Annotated in this window: 20 protein-coding genes; 10 read left to right on the top strand and 10 right to left on the bottom strand. The window is 69.9% G+C overall.

The genetic code is table 11. From position 1 onward, the window contains the following. Positions 1-4: 4 nt before the first annotated feature. Together ACLF3G_RS11965 and ACLF3G_RS11960 are read left to right on the top strand one after the other, a co-directional pair. Positions 5-427: a hotdog fold thioesterase gene (locus ACLF3G_RS11965; protein ID WP_430669594.1), complete on the top strand. Its 423-nt coding sequence runs from the start codon at positions 5-7 to the stop codon at positions 425-427. Beyond that, positions 424-1,422, top strand: coding sequence for an asparaginase (locus ACLF3G_RS11960; RefSeq protein WP_430669593.1), 999 nt, complete (start codon positions 424-426; stop codon positions 1,420-1,422). Before ACLF3G_RS11965 ends, ACLF3G_RS11960 begins: the two co-directional genes overlap by 4 nt. A gap of 3 nt (positions 1,423-1,425) precedes the next feature. Here the strand turns inward: ACLF3G_RS11960 and ACLF3G_RS11955 are convergent, their stop codons facing one another. Beyond that, positions 1,426-2,277, bottom strand: coding sequence for an EipB family protein (locus tag ACLF3G_RS11955; RefSeq protein WP_430669592.1), 852 nt, complete (start codon positions 2,275-2,277; stop codon positions 1,426-1,428). 30 nt (positions 2,278-2,307) lie between these two features. After that, positions 2,308-4,125 carry an aspartate--tRNA ligase gene (aspS, locus tag ACLF3G_RS11950; RefSeq protein WP_430669591.1) on the bottom strand — a complete coding sequence of 606 codons (1,818 nt, stop codon included), beginning with the start codon at positions 4,123-4,125 and terminating at the stop codon, positions 2,308-2,310. A 109-nt stretch (positions 4,126-4,234) separates the two neighbouring features. On the opposite strand from aspS, the gene rnd reads away from it, so the two are divergent. The 3 genes from rnd (at position 4,235) to ACLF3G_RS11935 (ending at position 6,895) form a co-directional block, all read left to right on the top strand. After that, a complete protein-coding gene (rnd, locus tag ACLF3G_RS11945) occupies positions 4,235-5,416 on the top strand; it encodes a ribonuclease D (protein WP_430669590.1) in 1,182 nt (393 codons plus the stop codon). A 90-nt stretch (positions 5,417-5,506) separates the two neighbouring features. Then, the gene (locus ACLF3G_RS11940; RefSeq protein ID WP_430669589.1) at positions 5,507-5,935 is read left to right on the top strand and encodes a hypothetical protein; all 429 of its coding nucleotides are present in this window, start codon (positions 5,507-5,509) and stop codon (positions 5,933-5,935) included. Positions 5,936-6,388: 453 nt separating this feature from the next. Next, complete coding sequence (locus tag ACLF3G_RS11935; RefSeq protein ID WP_430669588.1) at positions 6,389-6,895, top strand: DUF5675 family protein; 507 nt, start codon at positions 6,389-6,391, stop codon at positions 6,893-6,895. Between the two features lie 40 nt (positions 6,896-6,935). Here the strand turns inward: ACLF3G_RS11935 and ACLF3G_RS11930 are convergent, their stop codons facing one another. The 3 genes from ACLF3G_RS11930 to ACLF3G_RS11920 are packed head-to-tail and all read right to left on the bottom strand — an operon-like array spanning position 6,936 to position 11,427. Then, positions 6,936-8,438: a Ppx/GppA family phosphatase gene (locus tag ACLF3G_RS11930; protein WP_430669587.1), complete on the bottom strand. Its 1,503-nt coding sequence runs from the start codon at positions 8,436-8,438 to the stop codon at positions 6,936-6,938. A 16-nt stretch (positions 8,439-8,454) separates the two neighbouring features. After that, positions 8,455-10,704 carry an RNA degradosome polyphosphate kinase gene (locus tag ACLF3G_RS11925; protein WP_430669586.1) on the bottom strand — a complete coding sequence of 750 codons (2,250 nt, stop codon included), beginning with the start codon at positions 10,702-10,704 and terminating at the stop codon, positions 8,455-8,457. 9 nt (positions 10,705-10,713) lie between these two features. Then, the gene (locus tag ACLF3G_RS11920; protein ID WP_430669585.1) at positions 10,714-11,427 is read right to left on the bottom strand and encodes an HdaA/DnaA family protein; all 714 of its coding nucleotides are present in this window, start codon (positions 11,425-11,427) and stop codon (positions 10,714-10,716) included. 236 nt (positions 11,428-11,663) lie between these two features. Between ACLF3G_RS11920 and ACLF3G_RS11915 the strand changes: the two genes are divergently transcribed. Together ACLF3G_RS11915 and ACLF3G_RS11910 are read left to right on the top strand one after the other, a co-directional pair. Next, on the top strand, positions 11,664-14,861 hold the full coding sequence (locus ACLF3G_RS11915) for a CheR family methyltransferase (RefSeq protein ID WP_430669584.1): 3,198 nt from the start codon (positions 11,664-11,666) through the stop codon (positions 14,859-14,861). A gap of 148 nt (positions 14,862-15,009) precedes the next feature. Further along, positions 15,010-16,239, top strand: coding sequence for a sensor domain-containing phosphodiesterase (locus tag ACLF3G_RS11910; protein WP_430669583.1), 1,230 nt, complete (start codon positions 15,010-15,012; stop codon positions 16,237-16,239). Between the two features lie 7 nt (positions 16,240-16,246). Here the strand turns inward: ACLF3G_RS11910 and ACLF3G_RS11905 are convergent, their stop codons facing one another. From ACLF3G_RS11905 to ACLF3G_RS11895, 3 genes are read right to left on the bottom strand one after another with little or no spacing between them, the layout of a single operon-like run. Next, positions 16,247-17,443, bottom strand: coding sequence for an AI-2E family transporter (locus tag ACLF3G_RS11905; protein ID WP_430669582.1), 1,197 nt, complete (start codon positions 17,441-17,443; stop codon positions 16,247-16,249). Positions 17,444-17,456: 13 nt separating this feature from the next. Beyond that, positions 17,457-18,047 (bottom strand): CDP-alcohol phosphatidyltransferase family protein, encoded by a 591-nt coding sequence (locus tag ACLF3G_RS11900; RefSeq protein ID WP_430669581.1) that lies wholly within the window; start codon positions 18,045-18,047, stop codon positions 17,457-17,459. Next, positions 18,031-18,813, bottom strand: coding sequence for a hypothetical protein (locus tag ACLF3G_RS11895; RefSeq protein ID WP_430669580.1), 783 nt, complete (start codon positions 18,811-18,813; stop codon positions 18,031-18,033). The genes ACLF3G_RS11900 and ACLF3G_RS11895 overlap by 17 nt, the downstream gene beginning before the upstream one ends. Before the next feature lie 48 nt (positions 18,814-18,861). Here ACLF3G_RS11895 and purM point away from each other — a divergent pair, with 48 nt between their 5' ends. The 3 genes from purM to ACLF3G_RS11880 are packed head-to-tail and all read left to right on the top strand — an operon-like array spanning position 18,862 to position 20,773. Next, entirely contained in the window at positions 18,862-19,923 is a 1,062-nt protein-coding gene (gene purM, locus ACLF3G_RS11890) for a phosphoribosylformylglycinamidine cyclo-ligase (RefSeq protein ID WP_430669579.1), read from the top strand. A gap of 41 nt (positions 19,924-19,964) precedes the next feature. Next, positions 19,965-20,606, top strand: coding sequence for a phosphoribosylglycinamide formyltransferase (purN, locus tag ACLF3G_RS11885; RefSeq protein WP_430669692.1), 642 nt, complete (start codon positions 19,965-19,967; stop codon positions 20,604-20,606). An 8-nt stretch (positions 20,607-20,614) separates the two neighbouring features. Next, a complete protein-coding gene (locus ACLF3G_RS11880) occupies positions 20,615-20,773 on the top strand; it encodes an aa3-type cytochrome c oxidase subunit IV (RefSeq protein WP_430669578.1) in 159 nt (52 codons plus the stop codon). Positions 20,774-20,895: 122 nt separating this feature from the next. On the opposite strand, the gene ndk is transcribed toward ACLF3G_RS11880, so the two are convergent. Together ndk and ACLF3G_RS11870 are read right to left on the bottom strand one after the other, a co-directional pair. After that, on the bottom strand, positions 20,896-21,318 hold the full coding sequence (ndk, locus tag ACLF3G_RS11875) for a nucleoside-diphosphate kinase (RefSeq protein WP_430669577.1): 423 nt from the start codon (positions 21,316-21,318) through the stop codon (positions 20,896-20,898). Between the two features lie 107 nt (positions 21,319-21,425). Beyond that, positions 21,426-22,262 carry an NF038132 family protein gene (locus tag ACLF3G_RS11870; RefSeq protein ID WP_430669576.1) on the bottom strand — a complete coding sequence of 279 codons (837 nt, stop codon included), beginning with the start codon at positions 22,260-22,262 and terminating at the stop codon, positions 21,426-21,428. Positions 22,263-22,451: the final 189 nt, after the last annotated feature.

Genomic DNA, 22,451 nt, shown 5'->3' with positions numbered 1-22,451 from the left:
TGCGATGAGCCTCTGGAAGCGTGACTGGACCCCGGACCAGATTAACGCCCGCATGGCGGAGACCACGGCCGGGCTGCTGTCCATCGCGATCACGCGGATCGAGGCGGATGCGCTGCACGCCACCATGCCGGTCGATACACGCCACGTGCAGCCCTTCGGCCTGCTGCATGGCGGCGTCAGCGTCGTCCTGTCCGAGACCATCGGCTCCGTCGCCTGCATGATGACCCTGGGCGAGGCGCATCGCGCCGTCGGCATCGAGATCAACGCCAACCACATGGCCGGCGTGAAGCAGGGCGACACGGTGACCGCCATCTGCCGCCCCATGCACACCGGCGCCCGCACCCAGGTCTGGCAAACCGAGATCCGGCGTGGCGACGGCAAGCTCGCCTGCGTCTCCCGCCTCACCTGCGCCGTGGTCGACGCATGAGGCCGAAGGTCGCCGTCATCGGCACGGGTGGCACCATCGCCTCCCGCGGCGCGCATCCGCTGGATGTGCAGGACTACGCCTCCTCCGGCCTCGGCATCCTGGATGCGGAGGCGCTGGTCGCCGGCGTGCCGGACCTGGCGCGGGTGGCGGAGGTGATCGCCGCGCCCTTCACCGCCATCCCCTCCACTGCCATCGGCTGGTCCGACTGGCGCGCCCTGGTGGCGAAGATCCTGGAGATGGAGGCGGCGCATCCGGACCTCGCCGGGGTGGTGGTGACGCATGGCACCGCGACGTTGGAGGAAACCGCCTACCTGCTGTCGCTGACCCTGCCGACCGACCTGCCCGTGGTCGTCACCGGTGCGCAGCGGCCCTTCACCGGCCTGTCCTCCGATGCGCAGATGAACCTGGTGGCGGCGGTGCGGGTCGCGGCCGACCCGGCCTCGCGCGGCCTCGGCGTGATGGTGGTGCTGAACGACGAGGTTCATGCGGCCCGGGAGGTGACAAAAACCTCCACCGGGCGGCTGCAGACCTTCCGCAGCCCGGATGTCGGCGTGCTCGGTCATGTCGATGCCGACCGCGTGTCTTACTGGCGGCGCCCGACGCGCTTGCTGCCGGTAGCCGGGCGCTTCGACATCACAGCGGTTGAGCAGCCGCCCCGCGTCGACGTCGTCTATTCGGTGGCGGGTGGCGATGGCGTGGCGGTGCATGCCTTCCTGGCCGCCGGCGCCTCCGGCCTGGTCGCCGCGGCGCTGGCACCCGGGTTTGTCACGCCCGCCGAGCGCGCCGCGATGGCCGAGGCCATCGTCACCGGCTGTACCGTGGTGCTGTCCTCCCGGGCCGGCTCCGGCCGGACCTTCCCGACGCGTCGCTACGGTGAGGAAGGGTTCATCACCGCGGACAACCTGAACCCGCAGAAGGCCCGCATCCTGCTGATGCTGGCCCTGACGCGAACGCGGGACCGGGCGGAGATCGCGGCGCTGTTCGAGGCCGCCTGAGGCTCAGCAGCCGCCCGGCAAGGGCGAGAGTTCCAGCGCCCGGCCGGTGACGGAGAAGTCGCCGAAATCCATGGTGATCTCGTCCGCCACGCCATTCTCGAAGTAGCGCAGCCCAACCTCGTATTCCGGCTGGGATGCGCCGCCGGCCGCGCTGCCGCCCCGCTCGAAGAAGGCGATGCGCATCTGGCCGGAGGCCCCGCTGGCCAACGGGAAGCGCGGCGTGCCGGCGGCCGCGGACCAAGCCGTGATCACGGTGGTGGTGTCCTGCGCCCCCTCGTTCGTCGTGCCGTCGAACAGCGGCGCGGACAGGATGCGCCGCCCGCCGCGTGCGGCTTCCACCGCCAGCACGGTGTGGCGCATCGGCAGCAGCGTGCCGGCCGGCAGCGTCTCCTCCTGCCCCGCGGGGTCGGTGAAGCGGACAGTGCCGGCGCCATCGGGGCGCAGCTCGGCCTCTCCGGACACGCGCTGGCTGACGGCGCCCTGGGTGGATTGGGTCAGGGAGAAGCGCAGGCGGGAATTGTCCTTGGCCTCATAGGTCGCGTAGTCGGAGACGGTCTCGATCTCCTGGCCCTCGCGGTCCACCACCGTCAGCGTCATGCGCTGACGGGTGGCCCAACCTTCGCAGGCATCGGCCACGTCGAACACCATGGCGCCACGCACGGAGGTGATGCCGGAGCCCCGTGCTTCGCCGAGGTCGAGCCGATAGGCGGCCCGGTGCGGTGCCATGCGCGCGATGCCGGCGGCCAGCGCTGCCTCCGAGACCCCGGCGCGCGGTCCTGCCGTGACCTGGGCGGAGGCGGGAACCGCGAGCAGGCAGAGGGCGGCAAGAAGGCTGAGGCGACGGGTTGGCTGCATGGGGACTCCGGACTGCGCGCTAGGCTGCACTTAGGAAGCCTTGGGGCCACCTGCACCACCCTTGGGCGGCGGAAGGTCCAGGCGGATCGAAAGTTCCTTGAGCCGGGCCGGATCCACCGGCGCGGGCGCGCCCATCATCAGGTCCTCAGCTTGTTGATTCATCGGAAACAAAATTACTTCACGAATATTCGGCTCATCGGCCAGCAGCATGACGATGCGGTCGATGCCTGGGGCGGAGCCGCCATGCGGGGGGGCGCCGTAGCGGAACGCGTTGAGCATGCCGCCGAAGCGGTCCTCCACCGTCTGGGCGGTGTAGCCGGCGATCTCGAAGGCCCGGATCATGACGTCCGGGCGGTGGTTGCGGATGGCGCCGGAGGACAACTCGATGCCGTTGCAGACGATGTCGTACTGGTAGGCCTTGATCTGCAACGGATCCATGGTGTTCAGCGCCTCCAGCTCGCCTTGGGGCATGCTGAAGGGGTTGTGGCTGAAGTCCACCTTTCCAGTTTCTTCATTCAATTCATACATGGGAAAGTCAGTGACCCAGCAGAACCGATAGGCGTCTTTCTCGACCAGGCCGAGTTCATTGCCCAGTCTTGTGCGCGCCTGGCCGGATAGTTTGGCGGCGGCCTCGACCTTGTCGGCGGCGAAGAACACGGCGTCGCCGTCCGACAGGTTGCAGGCGGCCTTGATGGCGGCGACGCGGGCGGGTTCCAGGTTCTTGGCGATGGGGCCACCGGCCTCCCCATTCGCGAAGGTGATGTAGCCCAGGCCGCCGGCGCCCTGTTCGCGCGCCCATTCGTTCATCTTGTCGAAGAAGCTGCGCGGATTTGCAGCGGCACCGGGGGCGGGGATGGCGCGGACCACGGCGCCCTTGTCGATGGCGCGGGCGAACAGGCCGAAGCCGCCGCCGGCGAAGTGTTCCGTCACGTCGGCGATGCGGATGGGGTTGCGGAGGTCCGGCTTGTCGGATCCGAATTCCAGCATCGCCTGGTCGAAGGGGATGCGCGGGAAGGGCGCGGGGGTGACGGACCGCTTCGTGCCGGAGAAGTCGGCAAACTCCTCGAACACGCCGGCCAGCACCGGTTCGATCGCGGCGAAGACATCTTCCTGGGTGACGAAGCTCATCTCGAAATCAAGCTGGTAGAATTCGCCGGGCGAGCGGTCAGCCCGCGATGCCTCGTCGCGGAAGCAGGGGGCGATCTGGAAGTAGCGGTCGAAGCCGGCGACCATCGCCAACTGCTTGAACTGCTGCGGTGCCTGCGGCAGGGCGTAGAACTTCCCCGGATGATTGCGGGCAGGCACCAGGAAGTCCCGCGCGCCCTCGGGCGAGGACGCCGTCAGGATCGGGGTCTGGAATTCGGTGAAGCCCTGGTCGATCATGCGGCGGCGGATGCTGGCAATGACGGCGCTGCGCAGCATCAGGTTGCGGTGCTGGCGGTCTCGGCGCAGGTCGATGAAGCGGTAGCGGAGCCGCAGGTCCTCGGGGAATTCCTGCTCTCCAGCCACTTGAATCGGCAGGATTTCCGCGGCGGACTGCACGGTGACGTCGCGGACGCGGAGCTCGATCTCACCGGTTGGCAGCTTCGCGTTGATGGTGGTGCCCTCGCGCGGCACGACCTCTCCGGTCACCGTCACCACCGATTCAGGTCGGGCGCCGTCCAGCGTGTCGAAGCCGGGGGTGCCCTGGGCGACCACGCACTGGGTCAGGCCGTAATGGTCGCGCAGATCGACGAACAGCAGGCCACCGTGGTCGCGCTTGCGGTGCACCCAGCCGGAGAGGCGGACGGTCTTGCCGGAATCGGCGGCGCGGAGGGCGCCGCAATGGTGGGTGCGGTAGGCGTGCATGGGTGATGGCCTGTGGGGCTGGGATGATCCGGCAAACCGCCCGACCGGGAAGCTGATGTCAAGGGCAGGCGGCCTTTCGCCAAGCCCGGCCGGGCGCTACACCCCCCGCATGAGTCGCCGCACCCCGGGCGCCGAATCGGCGCCGTACCTGATCACCGATACCGAAGCCCTGGTGGCGCTGTGTACTCGATTGCGCGGCGAACGCTTCGTGACGGTCGACACGGAGTTCATGCGGGAGCGCACCTATTGGCCCGAGCTGTGCGTGGTGCAGCTGGCCGGCGATGCCGAGGTGGCGGTGGTGGATGCGCTGGCGCCGGGGATCGACCTGGCGGCGCTCGGCGAGTTGCTGGCCGATACTGCCGTGATGAAGGTGTTCCACGCGGCGCGGCAGGATGTGGAAATCTTCCTGCTGCGCTTCGGCGCGGTGCCGACGCCGATCTTCGACACCCAGATCGCCGCCACCGTCGCCGGCTTCGGCGACCAGGTGAGCTACGACCAGCTCGCCCGCTCCCTCGCCAACGCGCAGATCGACAAGGCGCACCGATTCAGCGATTGGGCGGCGCGCCCGCTGTCCCCGGCGCAGATCGCCTATGCGGCGGCCGATGTGACGCATCTGCGGCGCATCTACACCGGCCTGACCACCAAGCTGGAACGCGAGGGCCGCACCGCCTGGGTGGCGGAGGAGATGGCGGCGCTGGCAGAGCCCGCGACCTATCGCCAGGACCCGGAGACGGCGTGGGAGAAGCTGCGCCCGCGCACCGGCAACCGCCGCTTCCTCGGCCTGCTGCGCGCCGCGGCGGCGTGGCGGGAGCGGGAGGCGCAGCGCGTCAACATCCCGCGCCAGCGCCTGGTGAAGGACGAGACGCTGCTGGAGATTGCGGCGACGGCGCCGGAGACGGTGGCGGAGCTGACCCGGGCGCGCGGGATCTCGGAGGGTTTTGCCAAGGGCAAGTCCGGCGCCTCGCTGCTGGTGGCGTTGCAGGAGGCCAAAGCACTCGGCGAGGGCGACCTGCCGGAAGCGCCGAAGGAACGGGCGAATGGGGCCAACCCCTCCCCGGCCCTGGTCGCGCTGCTGAAGGTGCTGCTGGCGGCGAAAAGCGAGGAGCATCAGGTGGCGCCGCGCCTGCTGGCGAATTCCGAAGAGCTGGAACGGCTCGCGGCCGGGGAGACAGAGGTGCCAGCCCTGCAGGGGTGGCGGCGGGAAGTGTTCGGCAGCGCGGCGCTGGACCTGCGCGCCGGGCGGGTGGCGCTGGGCGTGGACGGGCGGCGGGTGCGGCTGATCCAGGCTTGAGTTTCCGCACGCGAAACAGACTTGCGCGTGGGTTGTATTTCCTTACATCCTGATCACCACTCAATAATGAGCGGTGGTGCAGGAAACGACATGAACCACGATATGATGCGGGTTGCACTGCTGGCCCTCGGCGCCGCGGCGCTGCTGCCGGGCGTGGCGCGGGCGCAGGCCCAGGCGACGCAGGTGACGTGCACCTATGCTGTGACGGCCACGAACAGCAGCACGCGGGCCATGGGCGCGCGGTACACGGTGCGGTTCGCCCTGCATCAGAACGGCACGGTGCAGCAGTACAATCCGCAGACGCAGCAGTGGACGCGGTGGAATGTACAGACCTTCACGCCGCAGCGGGTGGCGATGACTTCGCCCTCCGCCACCGCCGGCTGCAACATGGCAGCGAACATGGACCGCAACAGTGGGGCATACCGACTGAGCCTGCGCTGCACGGACAGGACCGCCGTGGACTACCAGGGCAGTTGCGCGCGAGCCACGACGGCGCCGGCGCCGGCGCAGCGGTTCTGAGCACGGCGTCGGGCGCGGGCATTCGCGATATCGATGGATGCGGCGGCGCGGCGGGATGGCCCGGCCGAGGCGGGCGACCGCGACTGGTGGGGAGGTAGTGGCAGGGCGTCCCACTCGGCGTCGGTCATGGGCACCAGGGGGGCCGTGCGTTGCATTGCGCCGAAGGGCCTCTCGCCTGATCGGGACAAGGGGATGTCGGAACATCGTCCTTATCTCAGCAGTCAGATGTCCTGAGTCGGCTGGGCTGCGGAACCGCGGTCGTGGGCCTTTTGTGCTGCGTGGAAAAGATCTTCCTGGCGGCCAAGGAGGTGCAGGCGTCCGGTCCTGATCGGATACGAAACGGCGTGAAACGAGCCGAAATGCTGGCGGCATGGGTGAAGGCCAGTCTCCTGTGGCCAAGGCCCGCACGCATTTCCGTGCCGGGCCATTGGCGCCTGATGTGCGGGAGGCCCCATGGAAATCACCCTACGCCGCCACTTCGCCGTGGACGAAGCGACGATTGGCACCATGACCATCGGCGATTTCACCTGCTTCACGCTGGAAGACGTGATCCGCACGGAGAAGGTCAAAAGCAAGACGGCGATCTTCGCCGGGACCTATCCGGTGATCCTCTGCGAAAGCCCGCGCTTCTCCGACAGCTACGAGAAGAAGGGGCTGGGGCGGATCGTGCCGCTGGTGGACAAGGTGCCGCAGTTTTCGGGCGTCCGCATCCATGTCGGCAACAAGGCCGAGCATACGGATGGCTGCATCCTGGTCGGCGACACCTGGGACAAGAAGTCCGCCTTCATCGGCGGGTCAACCTCCGCCTTCAAGCGGCTGATGAAGGTGCTGGGGACGGCGAAGGGCGGCATCCGCATCCTGATCAGCAACGATGTGGGGTCGCCGAAGGACAAGATGGGGCACCCGCCGCTGCCGCTGTTCTACATGATGCGGGGTGGGGGGATGTGCGTGCCGGCGTAGCCCCCGCCCCCCAACCCACCCCCCTTGGGGGGAGGGCTCTTTAGCCGGGGGCGACTTCGACGGTGGCGGTCAGGGCGAGGGCGGTGGCGAGGGCGTCTAGGCGGCGTTGGACGCTTTCGCCGGCGAAGACGCCGCTGCCCTCGACCAGTCGCAGTTGCAACTCTCCGCCGCGGCGGCGGATGGCGGTTCCGGCGAGCAGCACGGGGGTGCCGCCGGACAGGGTGAAGGCCAGGCGCAGGGCGGCGCCGAGGGTTTCGGCGCGCTTCACCGCGGCAGCGTCCAGCAGGGTGCGGGCGGTGGCGAGGAAGGGGGCCGTGGCGTCGGCCTCGTAGCGCAGCGCCACGACCAGGGCCAGGAAGGCGCGCTGGTGGTGGTCCAGGCCGACGCCGGGCTGGCGCAGGACGCGGTAGAAGGCGTGCTCGGCGCGGTAGTCCGGGTGGTCGTGGCTGCCGGAATCGGCGATCCAGCAACTGCTCTCGCGCAAGGCCGCCTGTTCCGGGCTTTCCTCGTCGAACAGCCCGTGGGTCCAGGCGAACAGCGCCGCAGGCAGGTCCGGGTCGCGGCCCCAGCGCATCGCCAGGTCGCGGCCGGCGGCCAGCATCGGGTCTTCCTGGCGCACCGCATCGGGCAGCAGGCGGGAATACCAGCCCTCCCGCAGCCCATTGGCGGAGAACACCACGCGGCTGGCGCCGGTGGCGCGCAGCAGGCGGCGCAGCACCACGGCGGCGTAGGGCATGTCCCCCAGGCGCTTCGCGGGGGCGCCGGGCATGGAGGCCAGCATCTTGCGGTCGGACTTGGCGACGACGCCGGCGAGGTCCCGCGCCTCCTCCCGCCGCAGCACGTAGTGGTGGACGATGGAGAGCGGGTAGTTGGTCTGGGCGATGTGCATCCGCGCCAAGGCGCGCCACGCGCCGCCGACCAGGTACAGGTCCCGCCCCTCCCCGCGCTTGAGCCAGGACACGCGGGCGAGGTCGGCTTCGACGATGGCGCGGGCCTTGGTGGCGTCGTTGCCGGCGCGGTCCGCCAGGCGGATGGCGCCGATGGGCAGGGAGGCGGCAGTGGTGGCGCGGCCTGCGGCCAGGTCCACCACCTCCAGCGATCCGCCGCCGATATCGCCCAGGATGCCATCCGCCTCGGGGAAGCCGAGCAGGACGCCGTCGGCGGAGAACATCGCCTCCTCCTCCCCGGTCAGGACGCGGACGGGCAGGTCCGGCAGGCGGGCGCGCAGGGCGTCGATGAAGTCGGGGCCGTTCTCGGCGTCGCGGGCGGCGGCGGTGGCCAGGACCTCCACCGTGTCGGCGCCCATGGCGCGGGCGACGGCGGCATAGCGGGACAGGACGGTCAGCGCCGGGGCGATGGCGTCCTCGTTCAGGCGCCCGGTGTTCTGCAGGCCGCGGCCGAGGCCGAGGACGGCCTTCTCGTTGAAGATGGTGAGCGGGTTGCGCGACAGACCCTCGAACACCACCAGGCGGACGGAGTTGGAGCCGAGGTCGACCACCGCCTGGCGCGGCGGCAGGGTGGTGGCGGAACGGGTGCGGGGCATGGGGAGGTCCAGAGGCTCAGTCCTGCAGCACGCGGTCCTGGCGGTTGCGGCGAGGCGGGGCGGTGGTGCGGCGGAGTGCGCTGCCGCGGCCGGAGAGGGACGGGTTGGTCATGAAGTAGTCATGGGCCGAGACGGGCTTGCCGGTGTCTCCTTTCGCACTCGGCGTGACGCGGCGATAGGTGCCATCGGCGCGCAATTGCCAGGACTGCATGGTGTCCTGGAGGTTCACGACCATGACCTGGTCCAGGATCTGGGCGTGCACGGTGGGATTCTCGATCGGCACCATGGTCTCGACGCGCCAGTCCAGGTTGCGGGCCATGAGGTCGGCGGAGGAGATGAAGATGCGGGCGCGGCGGGATGGCAGGCGATGGCCGTTGCCGAAGACATAGACGCGGGAGTGCTCGAGGAACCGGCCGACGATGGATTTGACGCGGATGTGCTCGGACAGGCCGGGGATGCCGGGGCGCAGGCAGCAGATGCCGCGGACGACGCACTCGACCTTCACCCCGGCCTGGGAGGCCCGGTAGAGCGCATCGATGATCTGCTCGTCCACCAGGGAGTTCAGCTTGAGCCAGATGCCGGCGGGCTTGCCTTCGCGGGCGAAGGCGATCTCGCGCTCGATCAGGCCGAGCAAGGCGGGGCGGATGGTCAGCGGGGCGAAGGCGAGGCCTTCCATGGTCTCGGGGCGGGCGTAGCCGGTCATGTAGTTGAATAGCTTCGCGGCATCGCGGGTCAGGGCCGGGTCGGCGGTGAAGAAGGACAGGTCGGTGTAGATGCGCGCGGTGATCGGGTGGTAGTTGCCGGTGCCGAAATGCGCGTAGCTGCGGAGGATCTCGCGCTCGCGCCGTACCACCAGGCTGACCTTGGCGTGGGTCTTGAGTTCGACGAAGCCGAAGACGACCTGGACGCCGGCGGCTTCGAGTTCGCGGGCGAGGGCGATGTTGCGTTCCTCGTCGAAGCGGGCCTTGATTTCCACGATGCCGGTGACGGATTTGCCGGCCTCCGCGGCCTCGATCAGGGCGCGGGCGATCGGGCTGTCGCGACTGGTGCGGTACAGGGTCTGTTTGATGGCGACGACGTTGGGGTCGCGTGCCGCCTGGCGCAGGAATTGGACGACGACGTCGAAGCTCTCATACGGGTGGTGGACGACGATGTCCTTGGCGGCGATCGCGGCAAAACAGTCGCCGCCGAAATCCAGGATGCGTTCGGGGAAGCGCGGCGTGTAGGGGGTGAACAGCAGGTCGGGGCGGTCGTCGACGATCAACTGCTTGATGTCGGCGATGCCGAGCAGGCCATCCACCTTCACCACGCCCTGACGGTCGGCGTCCAACTCCTCCGCCACCAGATCCACCATGTCGGCGGCCATGCGGGCATCGACCGAGAGCAGGATGGCGCGACCGCGGCGGCGGCGCTTGAGGGCGGTTTCGTAGGAGCGGACGAGATCCTCGGCTTCCTCCTCGAACTCCACGTCGGTGTCGCGGATCAGGCGGAACAGGCCGTGCTCGGCGGCGATGAAGCCGGGGAACAGGCGGCGCAGGAACAGGACGATCAGGTCCTCCAGCATCACGAAGCGGATTGGCGCGCGTTCGCCGGCGGGGGTCAGGCCGGCGGGCAGGCGGATGAATCGCTCGATCTGCGGCGGCAGCGGCAGCAGGGCGCGCATGGTGCCGCCATCCTCCTCCCGCACCAGCTTCAGCACCATGCACAGCGCCAGGTTCGCGATGAAGGGGAAGGGGTGGGCCGGATCTACCGCCAGCGGCGTCAGCACCGCGAAGACGCGGTCCATGAACCAGCCTTCCAGCCAGGTGCGGTCGGCCTCCGTCAGGTCCTTCACGTCGGCGACGATGACGCCGGCACCGGCGAGCAGGCCGCGCAATTCGTGCCAGGCGGATTGCTGTCCCTCGATCAGGGCCTGGGAGGCGCCATGCACGGCGGCGAGCTGCTGGCTCGGCGTCAGGCCGTCCGGGGATGCGGCGGTGATGCCGGCGCGTTCCTGGCCGATCAGGCCGGCGACGCGGACGGAATAGAACTCGTCGAGGTTGGAGGCGGAAATCGCGACGAAGCGCAGGCGCTCCAGCAGCGGGTGGCGCGGATTGGCGGCTTCCTCCAGCACGCGGGTGTTGAAGGCGAGCCAGGACAGTTCGCGGTTGATGAAGCGGGTCGGGCTGTCCGGCGCGACGGCCGGGGGGCGCACGGCACCATGCGGGGCACCCGGCTTGAGGGCGGGGGCGGCGGGGGCTGGCGCGGGCGCTTGCAGGGTGTCCATCGCGCCAGACTAGCGCAGCGGCGTGCGGTCCGGGGAGGCGTTGTTGGATGACGTCTCGGAACGGTCATCGAGTGCCAGCGTCTGGCGGGCGAAGGGGATGGTGATGGCGGCGGCGCGGGCGAGCGAGGCGGCATCCAGCGCCGCGACGGCACCGGCGATGGCCGCAGCATGGCGCGGCAGCCGGGACAGCAGGAAGGCCTGGACTGCGGGCTCGATGTGCAGTTGGCGGTCGGCGATATGTTTTGCCAGCAGGGCGGCGAGCAGGATCGGAGAAGGCTCCGCCAGGCCCACGGCATGCGTGGCGCGAAGGCGGCTGGCGAGGTCGGGCAGGATGCTCGGCCAGCGCGCCGGCGGGGTGCGGGCCGCCATCAGCAGGGGCAGCCCGGCCGCGGCGTGGTGGTTGATGAGGTGGAACAGCGCCGGCTCGGGCGCGGCATCCGCACGGTCCAGCGCAGTGCCGGTCGCGTCGGCCAGGGCGAAGTCCAGCGTCAGGCCGGGCCCCTCCAGCACCCGCCAGCCGAAGGCTTCGGCGGTCGCGTGCAGCATGTGGGTCTTGCCGGTGCCGGCCGGGCCATGCAGGCCCAGGCGGTGCAGCGGCCAAGTTTCGGGAGCTTCGAGCCAGGTGAGAGCCTCGGCGTTGGAGACATCCGGGATCAGGTCGGCACGGGCGGAGGACGGGTGTGGCGGGAGTGGAAGCGGCAGTTGGTGGGGCTCGAGGGGCATGGCTGTTGGCTTGGATAGCGGAGGCGGCAGGTCCTGGCGATTGCCACGGCAACCGGGGTGTCCAACGTCCCGCCACCACCTGCTGTAATTGAATGGCTTACAAGCAGCTTTGGTGTTAATAACCACCTGTGAAATCAGATTACGCCAAGCCAAATATTGATGGGGTAGCGCACATTTCATTTGCAAATATTTTGCGGTGCTAGCGCCGCAACATCCTGCCTCATGGGTCGACTGCGATGACTGAGGCCTTCCGCATCGTCGGCATCGGCGCGTCTGCCGGCGGGGTCGAGGCCCTGCAGACATTGTTCCGCGGCATGTCTGAACCGCCACCCTCCATGGCCTTCGTGGTCGTCACCCATCTGGCGCGGGGCCATCACTCCGCGCTGCCCGCCATCATCGGCGATTGCACCACCATGACAGTCCAGGCGGCCGTCGATGGGCAGGAGTTGCGGCCGGGCCAGGTGCATGTGCTCGACCACAATGCGGTGTTGACCTTGGCCGGCGGCAAGCTGGTGCTGCGCGAACAAGCCGCCAGTCGGCCGCGCGAGCGCTACCCGATCGACGTCTTCTTGGCCTCCCTCGCCGAGGATCAGTCGCAGGAGGCGATCGGCATCGTGCTGTCCGGTAGCGGACATGATGGGACCCTTGGGCTGAAGACGATCCGGGAAGCCGGCGGCCTGACGATCGCCCAGGGGCCCGATACCGATGTGCCCGCCGGCACCGCACCGCAGTACCCGGAAATGCCGGACAGCGCGGTATCTGCCGGCGTGGTGGACCTGGTGGTGCCCGCCGGGCAGATGGGCGCCCGGCTGCGCGCCCTGTCCGCCGGCCCGGCGGATCTGGCGGAAGGGGGACGCAGCCGCGCGGCGCTTGCGGCGCTGCATGCCGAGATCGCCGCCATCCTTCTGGCCACCGTCGGCCATGATTTTTCCGGCTACAAGGACAAGACCTTCTTCCGCCGCGTGCAGCGCCGCCTGCATGTGCTCGGCCTGCCGAATGCGGAAGCCTACCTGGCGCGGCTGCGGGCGGAACCGGAGGAAGCCCGCCTGCTGTTCCGCGACCTGCTGATCGGCGTCACCGGTTTCTTCCGCGACGCGGAGGCCTTCGCCGCGCTGGAATCGCACGCCATCCCCAGCCTGTTCCGCGACCGTACGGCAGAGGATGTGGTGCGCGTCTGGGTGCCCGGCTGCGCCACCGGGGAGGAAGCCTATTCCATCGCCATCCTGCTGCGCGAATACATGGCTGCGCATCCCGGCGGCCCGCGTGCACAGATCTTCGCCACCGACATCGACGAAGCCGCGCTGGCCGTGGCGCGGCGCGGCCGCTATCCTCGGCAAATGCTGTCCGGCGTCTCCGCGCCGCGGCTGGCGCGGTTCTTCACGGAGGATGCGGCCAGTTTCGCGGTGACGAAGGAGTTGCGCGACACCTGCGTCTTCTCTCCGCACAGCGTCATCAACGACCCGCCGTTCTCGCGCATCGACCTGGTGTCCTGCCGCAATCTGCTCATCTACCTGGGCGGCGCCTTGCAGGACCAGGTGATCCCGCTGTTCCACTACGCGCTGCGACCGCGCGGGCTGCTGTTCCTCGGCGTGGCCGAGACCATCGCGCGCCACACCGAGTTGTTCGCGCCGGACGACAAGGCGCATCGGCTGTACCGGCGCCGCGAAGGCGGCGCGCCGCCCACGTCCCCCCCATATCTGAACGCGGCCCGCACCTGGCCGCTGCGCCCGCCGGCGCGCCCGCCTGCGCTGGGGCGCGGGGCGCAGTTGCGCCAGATGGCCGAAGCGACGGTGCTGGACTGCTTTGCGCCGCCGCATGTGGTGGTGAGCCGGGATGGCGACGTGCTGCACCAGTCGGCGCATCTGGGCCGCTATCTGGAACCGGCAGCGGGCCGGCCGAGCCGCCAGTTGCTGGCGATGGCGCGGCCGGGCCTACGCGTCGCCCTGCGCGCTGCGCTGCGGGAGGCGGCGGAGACGGCGCAACCTGTGGTCCGGCCCATGGTGGAGATGGAGGGCGACGGCCGCCGCCTGGCCGTGACGCTGACGGTGACGCCCCTGCCCGCGCAGCCAGCCGCGCCGGCGCCACCCGGGCAGGAGGCGCCGCCAGCGGCGGAGCGGGACGTCCAGGAGCGCCTTTTCCTCGTGCTGTTCAGCGAGGTCCTGCCCGCGCCGATCGAAGCCGTGGCCGGCGGGCCGGAAGGTGGCGGCGCGGCCCGGCTGGAGCGCGAACTGCGCGACACGCGGGAGCGGCTGCAATCCACCACCGAGGAATACGAGACGGCGACGGAGGAACTGACCTCGGCGAACGAGGAGATGGTCTCGGTCAACGAGGAACTGCAATCGACCAACGAGGAGCTGGAAACCTCGAAGGAGGAGCTGCAGTCGGTCAACGAGGAACTGCGCACCGCGAACACCGAGCTGTCCGGCAAGATCGACGAGCTGGACCTCGCCAATGCCGACCTGCGCAACCTGTTCGACAGCACCCAGATCGCCACACTGTTCCTCGACCGGCACCTGGTGATCCGCAGCTTCACGCCGGCGGTCAGCAGCATCTTCAACCTGGTACCCTCGGATCGAGGCCGGCCGGTGACGGATTTCGCCAGTCAGCTGGACCAGGTGGACCTGCGCATGGAAACACGCCGCGCCCTGACCGAGCGCGAGGCGGTGGAACGCCGGGTGACGGCGCGCGACGGCACGGTGCACTACCTGATGCGGATGCTGCCCTACCGCACCGCGGAGGGCGAGGTGGATGGCGTGGTGCTGACCTTCTTCGACGTCACCAAGGTGGTGGAGGGGGAGATGCTCGGCACGCTGGTCGACGAGCTGAACCACCGCGTGCGCAACATGCTGCAGGTGGTGCAGGCGGTGGCGACCAGCACGCTGCGGCGCGCCAAATCCCTTCCCGAGTTTGGCGAGGCCTTCGGCGGTCGCATTAAGGCGCTGGCACGGGCGCATGAGCTGCTGTCCGAGCAGGGCTGGAGCACGGTGGACCTGCGGGCGCTGATTGCCAAGGAGGTCGAGCCCTATGCGGACGGCCCGGATCGGGTGGAGATGCAGGGCGAGCCGGTGCGGCTGCCGCCCAAATTCGCCCTGGCACTGGGAATGGTGCTGCACGAGATTGCGACGAATGCCGCCAAGCACGGCGCACTTGGTGTGCCCGGTGGGCGGGTGCAGGTGGGATGGCGGCATGAAGGATCCCGTGCCCGCGCGAGGCTGCTGATCCACTGGTCCGAAATCGGCGGGCCGGTGAGGCTCGGCCCGCCGAGCCGGGGGTTCGGCTCGGACCTGATCGAACGCCTGCTTCGCCACGACCTCGGCGGCAGCAGCGAGGTGGCGCAGAAGGGTGACAGGCGGGTGATGACGCTGCGCATCCCGCTGGACATGATCGCGCCGGCCCGCCGGCCAAATACCGAACGGGTTGCCGACCGGGAGTGAGGAAGGCCGGCACCTGCGGAAGCGGCATCCCGTATCAATGCTTTCTCAATCCGTCCCGCACCATTCTCCGCCCGCTGGCCCGTGCCGGCACGCCGCAAGGATTGCCGCGAAGCAGTTTCGAAGGTCATCCCACCCGGCGGAGGCAGGCATGTTCGATGGTTTGGTGGGCTCCCGGACCGGAGCTGATGGCGGGCTCCAGGGGCTCGCCGGCGGCAGCATCCGGCACCAGCTGGCGGCGGTGCGGAAGCACCTGGGGATGGAGGTCGCCTTTGTCTCCCAGTTCGTCAACGGCCGGTCCGTGTTCCGGGAGGTGGATGCGCCGGGTCTGGCGCTGCTGATCAAGCCCGGCGATCAGCGGCCGCTGGAGGATCTGTACTGCCCGCACATCCTGGCCGGCCGGCTGCCCGAGCTGATGGCAAATACCGCGGACCATTCCCTCGCGCGGTCCCTGCCCCTCACCGCCGTGGTGCCGATCGGGGCGCATCTCAGCGTGCCGATCCGGCTGCCGGATGGGCAGGCCTACGGCATGTTCTGCTGCTTCAGCCCGCATCCGAACCCCTCGCTCAATGCCCGCGACCTGCAGGTGATGCGGGTATTCGCGGACATGGCGGCGCATGAAATCTCCCTCGCCCATGCCGCGGAACAGGCGCGGGCGGCGGTGGCGGCGCGGATCGAGCAGGTGATCGCCGGCCGGCAATTCGGCTTCCGCTACCAACCCATCCTGTCCATGCAGCCCTTCCAGGTGGTGGGCTTCGAGGCGCTGTGCCGCTTCGTACCGGAGCCCTACCGCACGCCGGATATGTGGTTCGAGGAGGCGCATGCGGCCGGCTGCGGGGAACGCCTGGAGGTGGCGGTGCTGCGCCATGCGGTGGAGGCGCTGCGGCTGCTGCCGGCGCCGGTGTTCATCTCAGTCAACGCCTCGCCGGCCACGATCCTCGGCGGGGCGCTGCCGGGGGTCTTTGCCGGGCTGCCGATGCAGCGCCTGGTTCTGGAGGTGACGGAACATGCGCAGGTCCCGGACTACGCCGCGCTGCGCGATGCGCTGGCACCGCTGCGGCACGCCGGTGCGAAGGTCGCGATCGACGATGCGGGCGCCGGCTATTCCAGCCTGCACCACATCCTCCAGCTGCGGCCGGACATCATCAAGCTGGACATGGGCCTGACCCGCTCCGTGGACAGCGACCCGGCGAAGCGGGCGCTGGCGGCGGCGCTGTGCCACTTCGCGCGGGAGACCGGCTGCGAGATCGTTGCGGAGGGAATTGAGACGGAGGCGGAGTTCGCGACGCTCGAAAGCCTGGGCGTGGCGAAGGGCCAGGGCTACCTGCTCGGCCGGCCGGGGGACCTGGCGACGGCGCGGGAGATGGTGGGGGTGGGCTGAGCGGTTCTCAGTTCCCCGTCCGCGGCGGGTCCAGATACAGCGGGCTTTCCAGGTAGCGGCGCAGCCAATACCGCGCCACCACGCCGATAGCCGCCGCCATCGGCACCGCCAGCAGCACGCCGAGAAAGCCGAAGGCGACGCCGCCGGCGAACAGCGCGAAGATCACCCAGACGGCGTGCAGCTCCACCCGGTCTCCCAGCAGGCGGGGGTAGATGACGTAGCCCTCCACCGTCTGGCCGATGACGAAGATGCCGACCACCAGCAGCACCTCGTTCCAGGTGCCGAACTGCGCGACGGCGAGGATGACGGCGGTGACGAAGCCGGTCAGCGAGCCGACATAGGGGATGAAGGACAGCAGGCCGGCCATCAGCCCGACGGTCAGGCCCAGCTCCAGCCCAGCGGCGGACAGCGCGGCGGCGTAGTAGGCGGCGAGGATGGCACAGCACAGCAACTGCCCGCGCAGCCAGGCCGCCAGCACGCGGTCCGTATCGCGCGCCAACTGCCGCAGCACCTGGGCGGACCGGCGCGGCAGCCAGCTTTCGATGCGCGCCATGATACGCTGCCAGTCCCGTAGCAAGTAGAATCCCACGATCGGCGTTACCACCAGCAGCGCGAAAACGTTGAACAGCGCGACGCCGCCACCGATCAGGCGCGCGACCGCGGTGCCCATGAAGGTGACGATCTGGCCGGCCTGGCCGATGACCAGGTCGCGCAGCTGGGCGTCCACCACATCCGGGCCGAAGGCGTTCTGCGCCGCCTCCAGCGCCTGGCGCACCGCCTGGCCGATGCCGGCGACATAGGCGGGCATGCGGACGATCAGCACGCCGATCTGCGCCACCAGCAACGGATACAGCAGCAGCAGCGCCAGCAGGGCCAGCGCCGTCAGCGCCAGCACCAGCAGGAAGGCCGCGACGGGACGTGGCACGCCAAGCCTCGCCAGCCGCGTCGTCGGCGGGTCCAGGAAATAGGCGATGCAGCCGGCCAGGACGAAAGGCGTCAGGATGGCGGAGAACAGCCAGACGCAGAACAGCAGGAAGGCGGCGCCACCTATGACCAGGCCCCAGCGCTCGGCCCGCGTGGCGCGGCGGCCCTGCTGCACCGGGGCGGGCGGCGGCGGGATCGGCGGGCGCGGCGGTGGCAGGACGCCCTGCGGCATCGGCACAGCCGGCGGCAGCGTCGGCGGCGGCAGGCGCGGGGCGGTCATGCCCAGCCTCCCTTCATGCCCGACGCCGGGCGGCCTGCACCACATAGGCGGCGCCGGAGGCCAGGGTGGTGGCGGTGACCAGCCAGATGCCGATCTGCAATGCGGCATCCGCATCCAGCCGATAGCCGGACAGCAGCAGCGCGCCGGCGGCGAGCGCGATCTGAAGCGCGGTGTTCAGCTTCGAGATCCACAGCGGCTCGATGATCGGCGGCTGGCCGAGCAGGTACAGCACCAGCACGCCGCCGACGATCAGCAGGTCCCGGAACACCACCAGGATCGCCAGCCAGTCCGGCAGCACGCCGAGTGCGGCCAGCGTGACATAGACGGAGACGAGCAGCGCCTTGTCGGCGACCGGGTCCATCAGCGCGCCGAGGGCGGAGCGGCTGTTGCGGATGCGGGCCAGCCAGCCATCAATGCCGTCCGAGAGGCCGGCGGCGACGAAGACCCAGAAGGCAAGGTCCAGCCGGTGCTGCAGCATCAACCAGATGGCGCCCGGTACGGCGCAGAGCCGGGCGAAGGTGATCGCGTTGGGCAGCGTGAACGGCCCGGCATCCACATGGCTGCCGGAGCTCGGTTTGCCTGTGGTGTCAGCGGGCTCCGGCAAGGCTGAGGCGCCATCCCTCGCGGCCTGGGACCGGGTTCGGCGGCAGGCGCGGATCAGCCATCGTCGGGCTGAGGAACAGGCCGCTATCGGCCATGCCGGCGGCCGCCTCGGCCGGCTGGGCGCGCAGCGACAGGCGCAGGCGGGCACCATCGGCGGCCACCGTCACCACCTGCATCCGGGCGACCGGGGCGGCGGTCGACAAGCGCCGGGTGATCTCGACCCACTCCGCGAAGGACCGGTAGCTGGCCAGCGCCTCCACCGTGGTGACGGCGGGGCCGGTGCCGGGGTTGGGCGCCGGTGCGGGCGCGCCGGGCACCGCAGAGGGGGCGCTGCCGTCGAAGGCCGGCGCAGGGGCACGGCCGCCGGCGGCGGCGACGCGCTGCGGGTTGAAGTTCACGGTGATGCGGGCGGTGTAGGTGCGGGCGCTGATCCGCTCCGACTCGATGATGAGGGAGCGGACCATGCCCTCGATCTGCGCGTCAGAGGCCCGGGGGTTCAGGCCGAGGCTGGAGGCCATGCGCTCATAAGCCAGCCGCTGGCCATTGTTCAGCGCCTGCTCGCGCGCCAGGACGGCGGTTTCCGCCGTCGCTTCGGCGGGGATGCCACGCTGGACCAGGGGGTCGTCCTGCGACAGGCCGGGGCGGGCCAGGGCGGGGGTGAGGGCGAGCAGGACGGCGAGGCAGATCGCGCGCAGCACGCGAGTTGCCGATCCCCCGGCCGCGTGGTTGTTTCCGCTCCGCTGGCCGCGCCGCAGGCTCGCCGGCATCTCGCCATCCTTTTCCATTCCCAGCCGCATACCCGATCGGGGGCCGCCATGACCAGCCTGACCTACCGAGACGCGGGGGTTGATATCGAAGCCGGCGACGCGCTGGTGGAGGCCATCAAGCCGCTGGCGCGCAGCACCGATCGTGCTGGAACGATGGGTGGGCTCGGCGGTTTCGGGGCGCTGTTCGACCTGAAGGCGGCGGGGTTCCGCGACCCGGTGCTGGTGTCCTCCACCGATGGCGTCGGCACCAAGCTGAAGCTGGCGATCGACAGCGGCATCCATGGCTTCGTCGGCCAGGATCTGGTGGCGATGTGCGTCAACGATCTGGTGGTGCAAGGCGCGGAGCCGCTGTTCTTCCTGGACTATTTCGCCACGGGCAAGCTGGAGGTGGCGCAGGCCTCCCAGGTGGTGGCCGGCATCGCGGAAGGCTGCCGCATCGCCGGCTGCGCTCTGGTGGGCGGCGAGACGGCGGAAATGCCCGGGCTGTACCGCGGCGGCGACTATGACCTGGCCGGCTTTACGGTGGGGGCCGCGGAACGCGACGCGCTGCTGCCGAAGCCGGATGTGGGTCCGGGCGACGTGCTGCTTGGGCTGGCGAGTTCCGGCGTGCATTCGAACGGCTTCTCGCTGGTGCGGCGCATCCTGGAGGGGACCAATCTCACGATGTCGGCACCGGCGCCCTTCGCCGCGGGCAAGTCGGTGGCGGAGGCGCTGCTGGTACCGACGCGGATCTACGTGAAGCCGGTGCTGGCGCTGCACAAGGCCGGGCTGTTGAAGGCGGCGGCGCACATCACCGGCGGCGGCCTGCCGGGCAACCTGCCGCGGGTGCTGCCGGAGGGCGTGGCGGCGGTGCTGGATGCCGATGCCTGGTCCCTGCCCCCGGTCTTCGGCTGGCTGGCGCGGCAGGGCAACGTGGCGGCGGAGGAAATGCTGCGGGTGTTCAACTGCGGGCTCGGCATGGTGCTGGTGGTGGCCGAGGGCGACGCGGAGGCGGCGACGGCGCAGTTGGAGCAGGCGGGCGAGACGGTATTCCGGATCGGTGGGCTGGTCGCCGGCGAAGGGCGGGCCACGGTGCGCATCGACAACATCGGTCCCGGCTGGCCCGCTTGAAGCCGCGCATCGGCATCCTGATCTCGGGCCGCGGCAGCAACATGGCAGCGCTGCTGCGGGCGGCGGCGGTGCCGGATTACCCGGCCGAGATCGGCCTGGTGCTATCGAACCGGGCGGACGCACCGGGGCTGGCGCTGGCGCAGGCCGCCGGGGTGCCGACGGTCGTGGTGGAAAGCCGCGGTCGCGACAAGGCCGGCTTCGAGGCGGCGATGCAGGCGGAGTTCACGCGCCACGGCATCGGGTTGCTGGCGCTGGCAGGCTTCATGCGGGTGCTGACGCCAAATTTTTGCCGGGCCTGGCAGGACCGATTGGTCAACATCCACCCTTCCCTGCTGCCGTCCTTTCGCGGGCTGGACACCCATGCGCGGGCCCTGGCCGCCGGAGTGCGGCTGCATGGCTGCACGGTGCATCTGGTGACGCCGGGTGTGGATGAGGGGCCGATCCTGGCGCAGGCGGCGGTGGCGGTGCTGCCTCGCGATACCGAGGCGACGCTGGCCGCGCGGGTGCTGGCGCAGGAACACCTGTTGTATCCGGCGGCGCTGGCCTGGCTGGCGGCCGGGCGGGTGCGGATCGTGGACGATGTTGCGGAGATCGATGCACCAGGGGCGGAGGGCGCCTTCGCCAACCCCTTGCCGCTGGCCGCCGCGCTACCTACAAACGCATCCACACGCGGATCCGTATGAGGGCAACCATGGCCGAGCAGGCGCCGACCTATGAAATGGTGGAAGTGAAGGCCGAGGATATCCTGGCGGAGCGCCAATCCTTCTACGGCGCCTTCATGAAGGGCACAGTCTGGTCGATCGGGATCACCGTGGTGATCCTGCTGCTGATGGCGATCTTCCTGGTCTGAGGACTGGGCGTTGAAATGAAGGAAGGGCCGCATCCCGTGAGGGGTGCGGCCCTTTTTCGTTGGGAGCTGTCCTGGCCCCCTCACCCAACCCTCTCCCCCAGCAGGGGGAGAGGGCTTTCTTGTCAGCCGACGATGTCGGTGCCGGCGAAGAAATAGGCGATCTCGGTCGCGGCATTCTCGGCGCTGTCCGAACCGTGCACGGAATTCGCCTCGATGCTCTCGGCGAACAGCTTGCGGACCGTGCCCTCGGCGGCGTTGGCCGGGTTGGTGGCGCCCATGATCTCACGGTGGCGGGCCACGGCGTTGTCGCCTTCCAGCACCTGCACGACGACGGGGCCGGAGGTCATGAAGGTGACCAGGTCGTTGAAGAAGCCACGCTCGCGGTGCACGCCGTAGAAGGTCTCGGCCTGGGCGCGGGACATGTGGATGCGCTTCTGGGCGACGATGCGCAGGCCGTTCTCCTCGAACACCGCGTTGATCTTGCCGGTAAGGTTGCGGCGCGTGGCGTCGGGCTTGAGGATGCTGAAGGTGCGCTCGGTGGCCATGGCGATGATCCTTGGTTGGTGGCGCGGCGGATAGGCGGGGAATGCGCCCTGCGCAAGCCCCGCACCCGCCGCGCCAACCCGCCAGGTCAGCCCAGGTCCAGGCCAGCTCAGGCCGGCGTCGTGCCGCGCTGCCGGCGACGCGCCAGGCCCAGCGCCGCCAGGCCGAAGCCGAACAGCGCCATGGAGGCCGGCTCCGGCACCGAGGTCGGCGGGTCGATCGGCACGCCGGCGATGGTGGTGCCGGCGATCGCCATGCCGGAGTCATAGATCGTGTCGCTCCAGTTCGTCACGCCGAACTGCAGGCGGTAGGTACCGGCATCCGCGATGGTGTAGTCCGACTGGATCCACCCGGAATGGCCGCAGCCGCTGGCGAAGCAGGTGCCGCTGTCGCCGCCGAGCACGTTCCAGGTCGTGCCGGCCTGGATGCCGATGCTGCCGGGCGTCAGGGTCGCCTGCGCGGCCGGAAGGCCGAAGCCGGGCACGATGTTGCCGGGGGACGGCTGGGTGCGCGCGGTGAACAGGATGGCGACCTCGTCCATCGCGCCGTTCAGCAGCCGCGCCCAGGAATAGTCGGCGAAGCCCGAACCATCCGAGGTGACGTAGTTAAAGAAGAACCGCAGCGTGTCGTTGGCCGCGGCGACGAAGGCGTTGGTGGTCAGCGTCGAGCCGTTGGTTTCGCCGCCGAAGCCGGCCCGCAGCGTGCCGCCGCCGGTGGTGCCGCCATTGGTCGTGACGTAGGAGTAGCCCGGGCCACCCACGGGCGGCGCGACGACGACGCCATTCGGGCTCTCAGTGCCCGCCGCGCCGATGGCGGTCCAACCGGCGGGCACCGGCCCGGCGAGGACATCGCCCAGCGGGGCGAAGGCCAGTACGGCGGCGACAAGCGCACCGCTGGCCGGGTGCTTGAGGCGCCGTGCGAATCCGTAGCCTGCTTCGATCAACATCACGCTCTCCATCCTGGCGTAGCGGCGTCCCTCGCCGCGGACCCGTAACCGCAAGATCGATGCCAGAGCGCAATCTCAAGCTTGTTCAGCTTGTTACACGATTTGGATTTCGGCACTCATCCGCCACTGTAATGGTTGCCGACAGGTCGTTATGCTGGCGGCTCGGTTCTGCCCCTACGCCTGCGCCGC

This window comes from Falsiroseomonas sp. HC035, assembly GCF_050563525.1.
Taxonomy (GTDB): Bacteria; Pseudomonadota; Alphaproteobacteria; order Acetobacterales; family Acetobacteraceae; genus Falsiroseomonas.
This window is presented reverse-complemented; position numbering and strand designations above follow the sequence as displayed.

What these genes read in the sequence shown, in the direction of transcription:
- ACLF3G_RS11925 (WP_430669586.1), bottom strand. Translation starts at nt 10,704, where the DNA reads ATGGACACCCTGCAAGCGCCCGCGCCAGCCCCCGCCGCCCCCGCCCTC.
- ACLF3G_RS11960 (WP_430669593.1), top strand. Translation starts at nt 424, where the DNA reads ATGAGGCCGAAGGTCGCCGTCATCGGCACGGGTGGCACCATCGCCTCC.
- ACLF3G_RS11955 (WP_430669592.1), bottom strand. Translation starts at nt 2,277, where the DNA reads ATGCAGCCAACCCGTCGCCTCAGCCTTCTTGCCGCCCTCTGCCTGCTC.
- ACLF3G_RS11920 (WP_430669585.1), bottom strand. Translation starts at nt 11,427, where the DNA reads ATGCCCCTCGAGCCCCACCAACTGCCGCTTCCACTCCCGCCACACCCG.
- ACLF3G_RS11880 (WP_430669578.1), top strand. Translation starts at nt 20,615, where the DNA reads ATGGCCGAGCAGGCGCCGACCTATGAAATGGTGGAAGTGAAGGCCGAG.
- ACLF3G_RS11940 (WP_430669589.1), top strand. Translation starts at nt 5,507, where the DNA reads ATGAACCACGATATGATGCGGGTTGCACTGCTGGCCCTCGGCGCCGCG.
- ACLF3G_RS11905 (WP_430669582.1), bottom strand. Translation starts at nt 17,443, where the DNA reads ATGACCGCCCCGCGCCTGCCGCCGCCGACGCTGCCGCCGGCTGTGCCG.
- ACLF3G_RS11910 (WP_430669583.1), top strand. Translation starts at nt 15,010, where the DNA reads ATGTTCGATGGTTTGGTGGGCTCCCGGACCGGAGCTGATGGCGGGCTC.
- ACLF3G_RS11965 (WP_430669594.1), top strand. Translation starts at nt 5, where the DNA reads ATGAGCCTCTGGAAGCGTGACTGGACCCCGGACCAGATTAACGCCCGC.
- ACLF3G_RS11895 (WP_430669580.1), bottom strand. Translation starts at nt 18,813, where the DNA reads ATGCCGGCGAGCCTGCGGCGCGGCCAGCGGAGCGGAAACAACCACGCG.
- ACLF3G_RS11935 (WP_430669588.1), top strand. Translation starts at nt 6,389, where the DNA reads ATGGAAATCACCCTACGCCGCCACTTCGCCGTGGACGAAGCGACGATT.
- purM (WP_430669579.1), top strand. Translation starts at nt 18,862, where the DNA reads ATGACCAGCCTGACCTACCGAGACGCGGGGGTTGATATCGAAGCCGGC.
- ACLF3G_RS11930 (WP_430669587.1), bottom strand. Translation starts at nt 8,438, where the DNA reads ATGCCCCGCACCCGTTCCGCCACCACCCTGCCGCCGCGCCAGGCGGTG.
- ACLF3G_RS11915 (WP_430669584.1), top strand. Translation starts at nt 11,664, where the DNA reads ATGACTGAGGCCTTCCGCATCGTCGGCATCGGCGCGTCTGCCGGCGGG.
- rnd (WP_430669590.1), top strand. Translation starts at nt 4,235, where the DNA reads ATGAGTCGCCGCACCCCGGGCGCCGAATCGGCGCCGTACCTGATCACC.
- aspS (WP_430669591.1), bottom strand. Translation starts at nt 4,125, where the DNA reads ATGCACGCCTACCGCACCCACCATTGCGGCGCCCTCCGCGCCGCCGAT.
- ACLF3G_RS11870 (WP_430669576.1), bottom strand. Translation starts at nt 22,262, where the DNA reads ATGTTGATCGAAGCAGGCTACGGATTCGCACGGCGCCTCAAGCACCCG.
- purN (WP_430669692.1), top strand. Translation starts at nt 19,965, where the DNA reads ATGGCAGCGCTGCTGCGGGCGGCGGCGGTGCCGGATTACCCGGCCGAG.
- ndk (WP_430669577.1), bottom strand. Translation starts at nt 21,318, where the DNA reads ATGGCCACCGAGCGCACCTTCAGCATCCTCAAGCCCGACGCCACGCGC.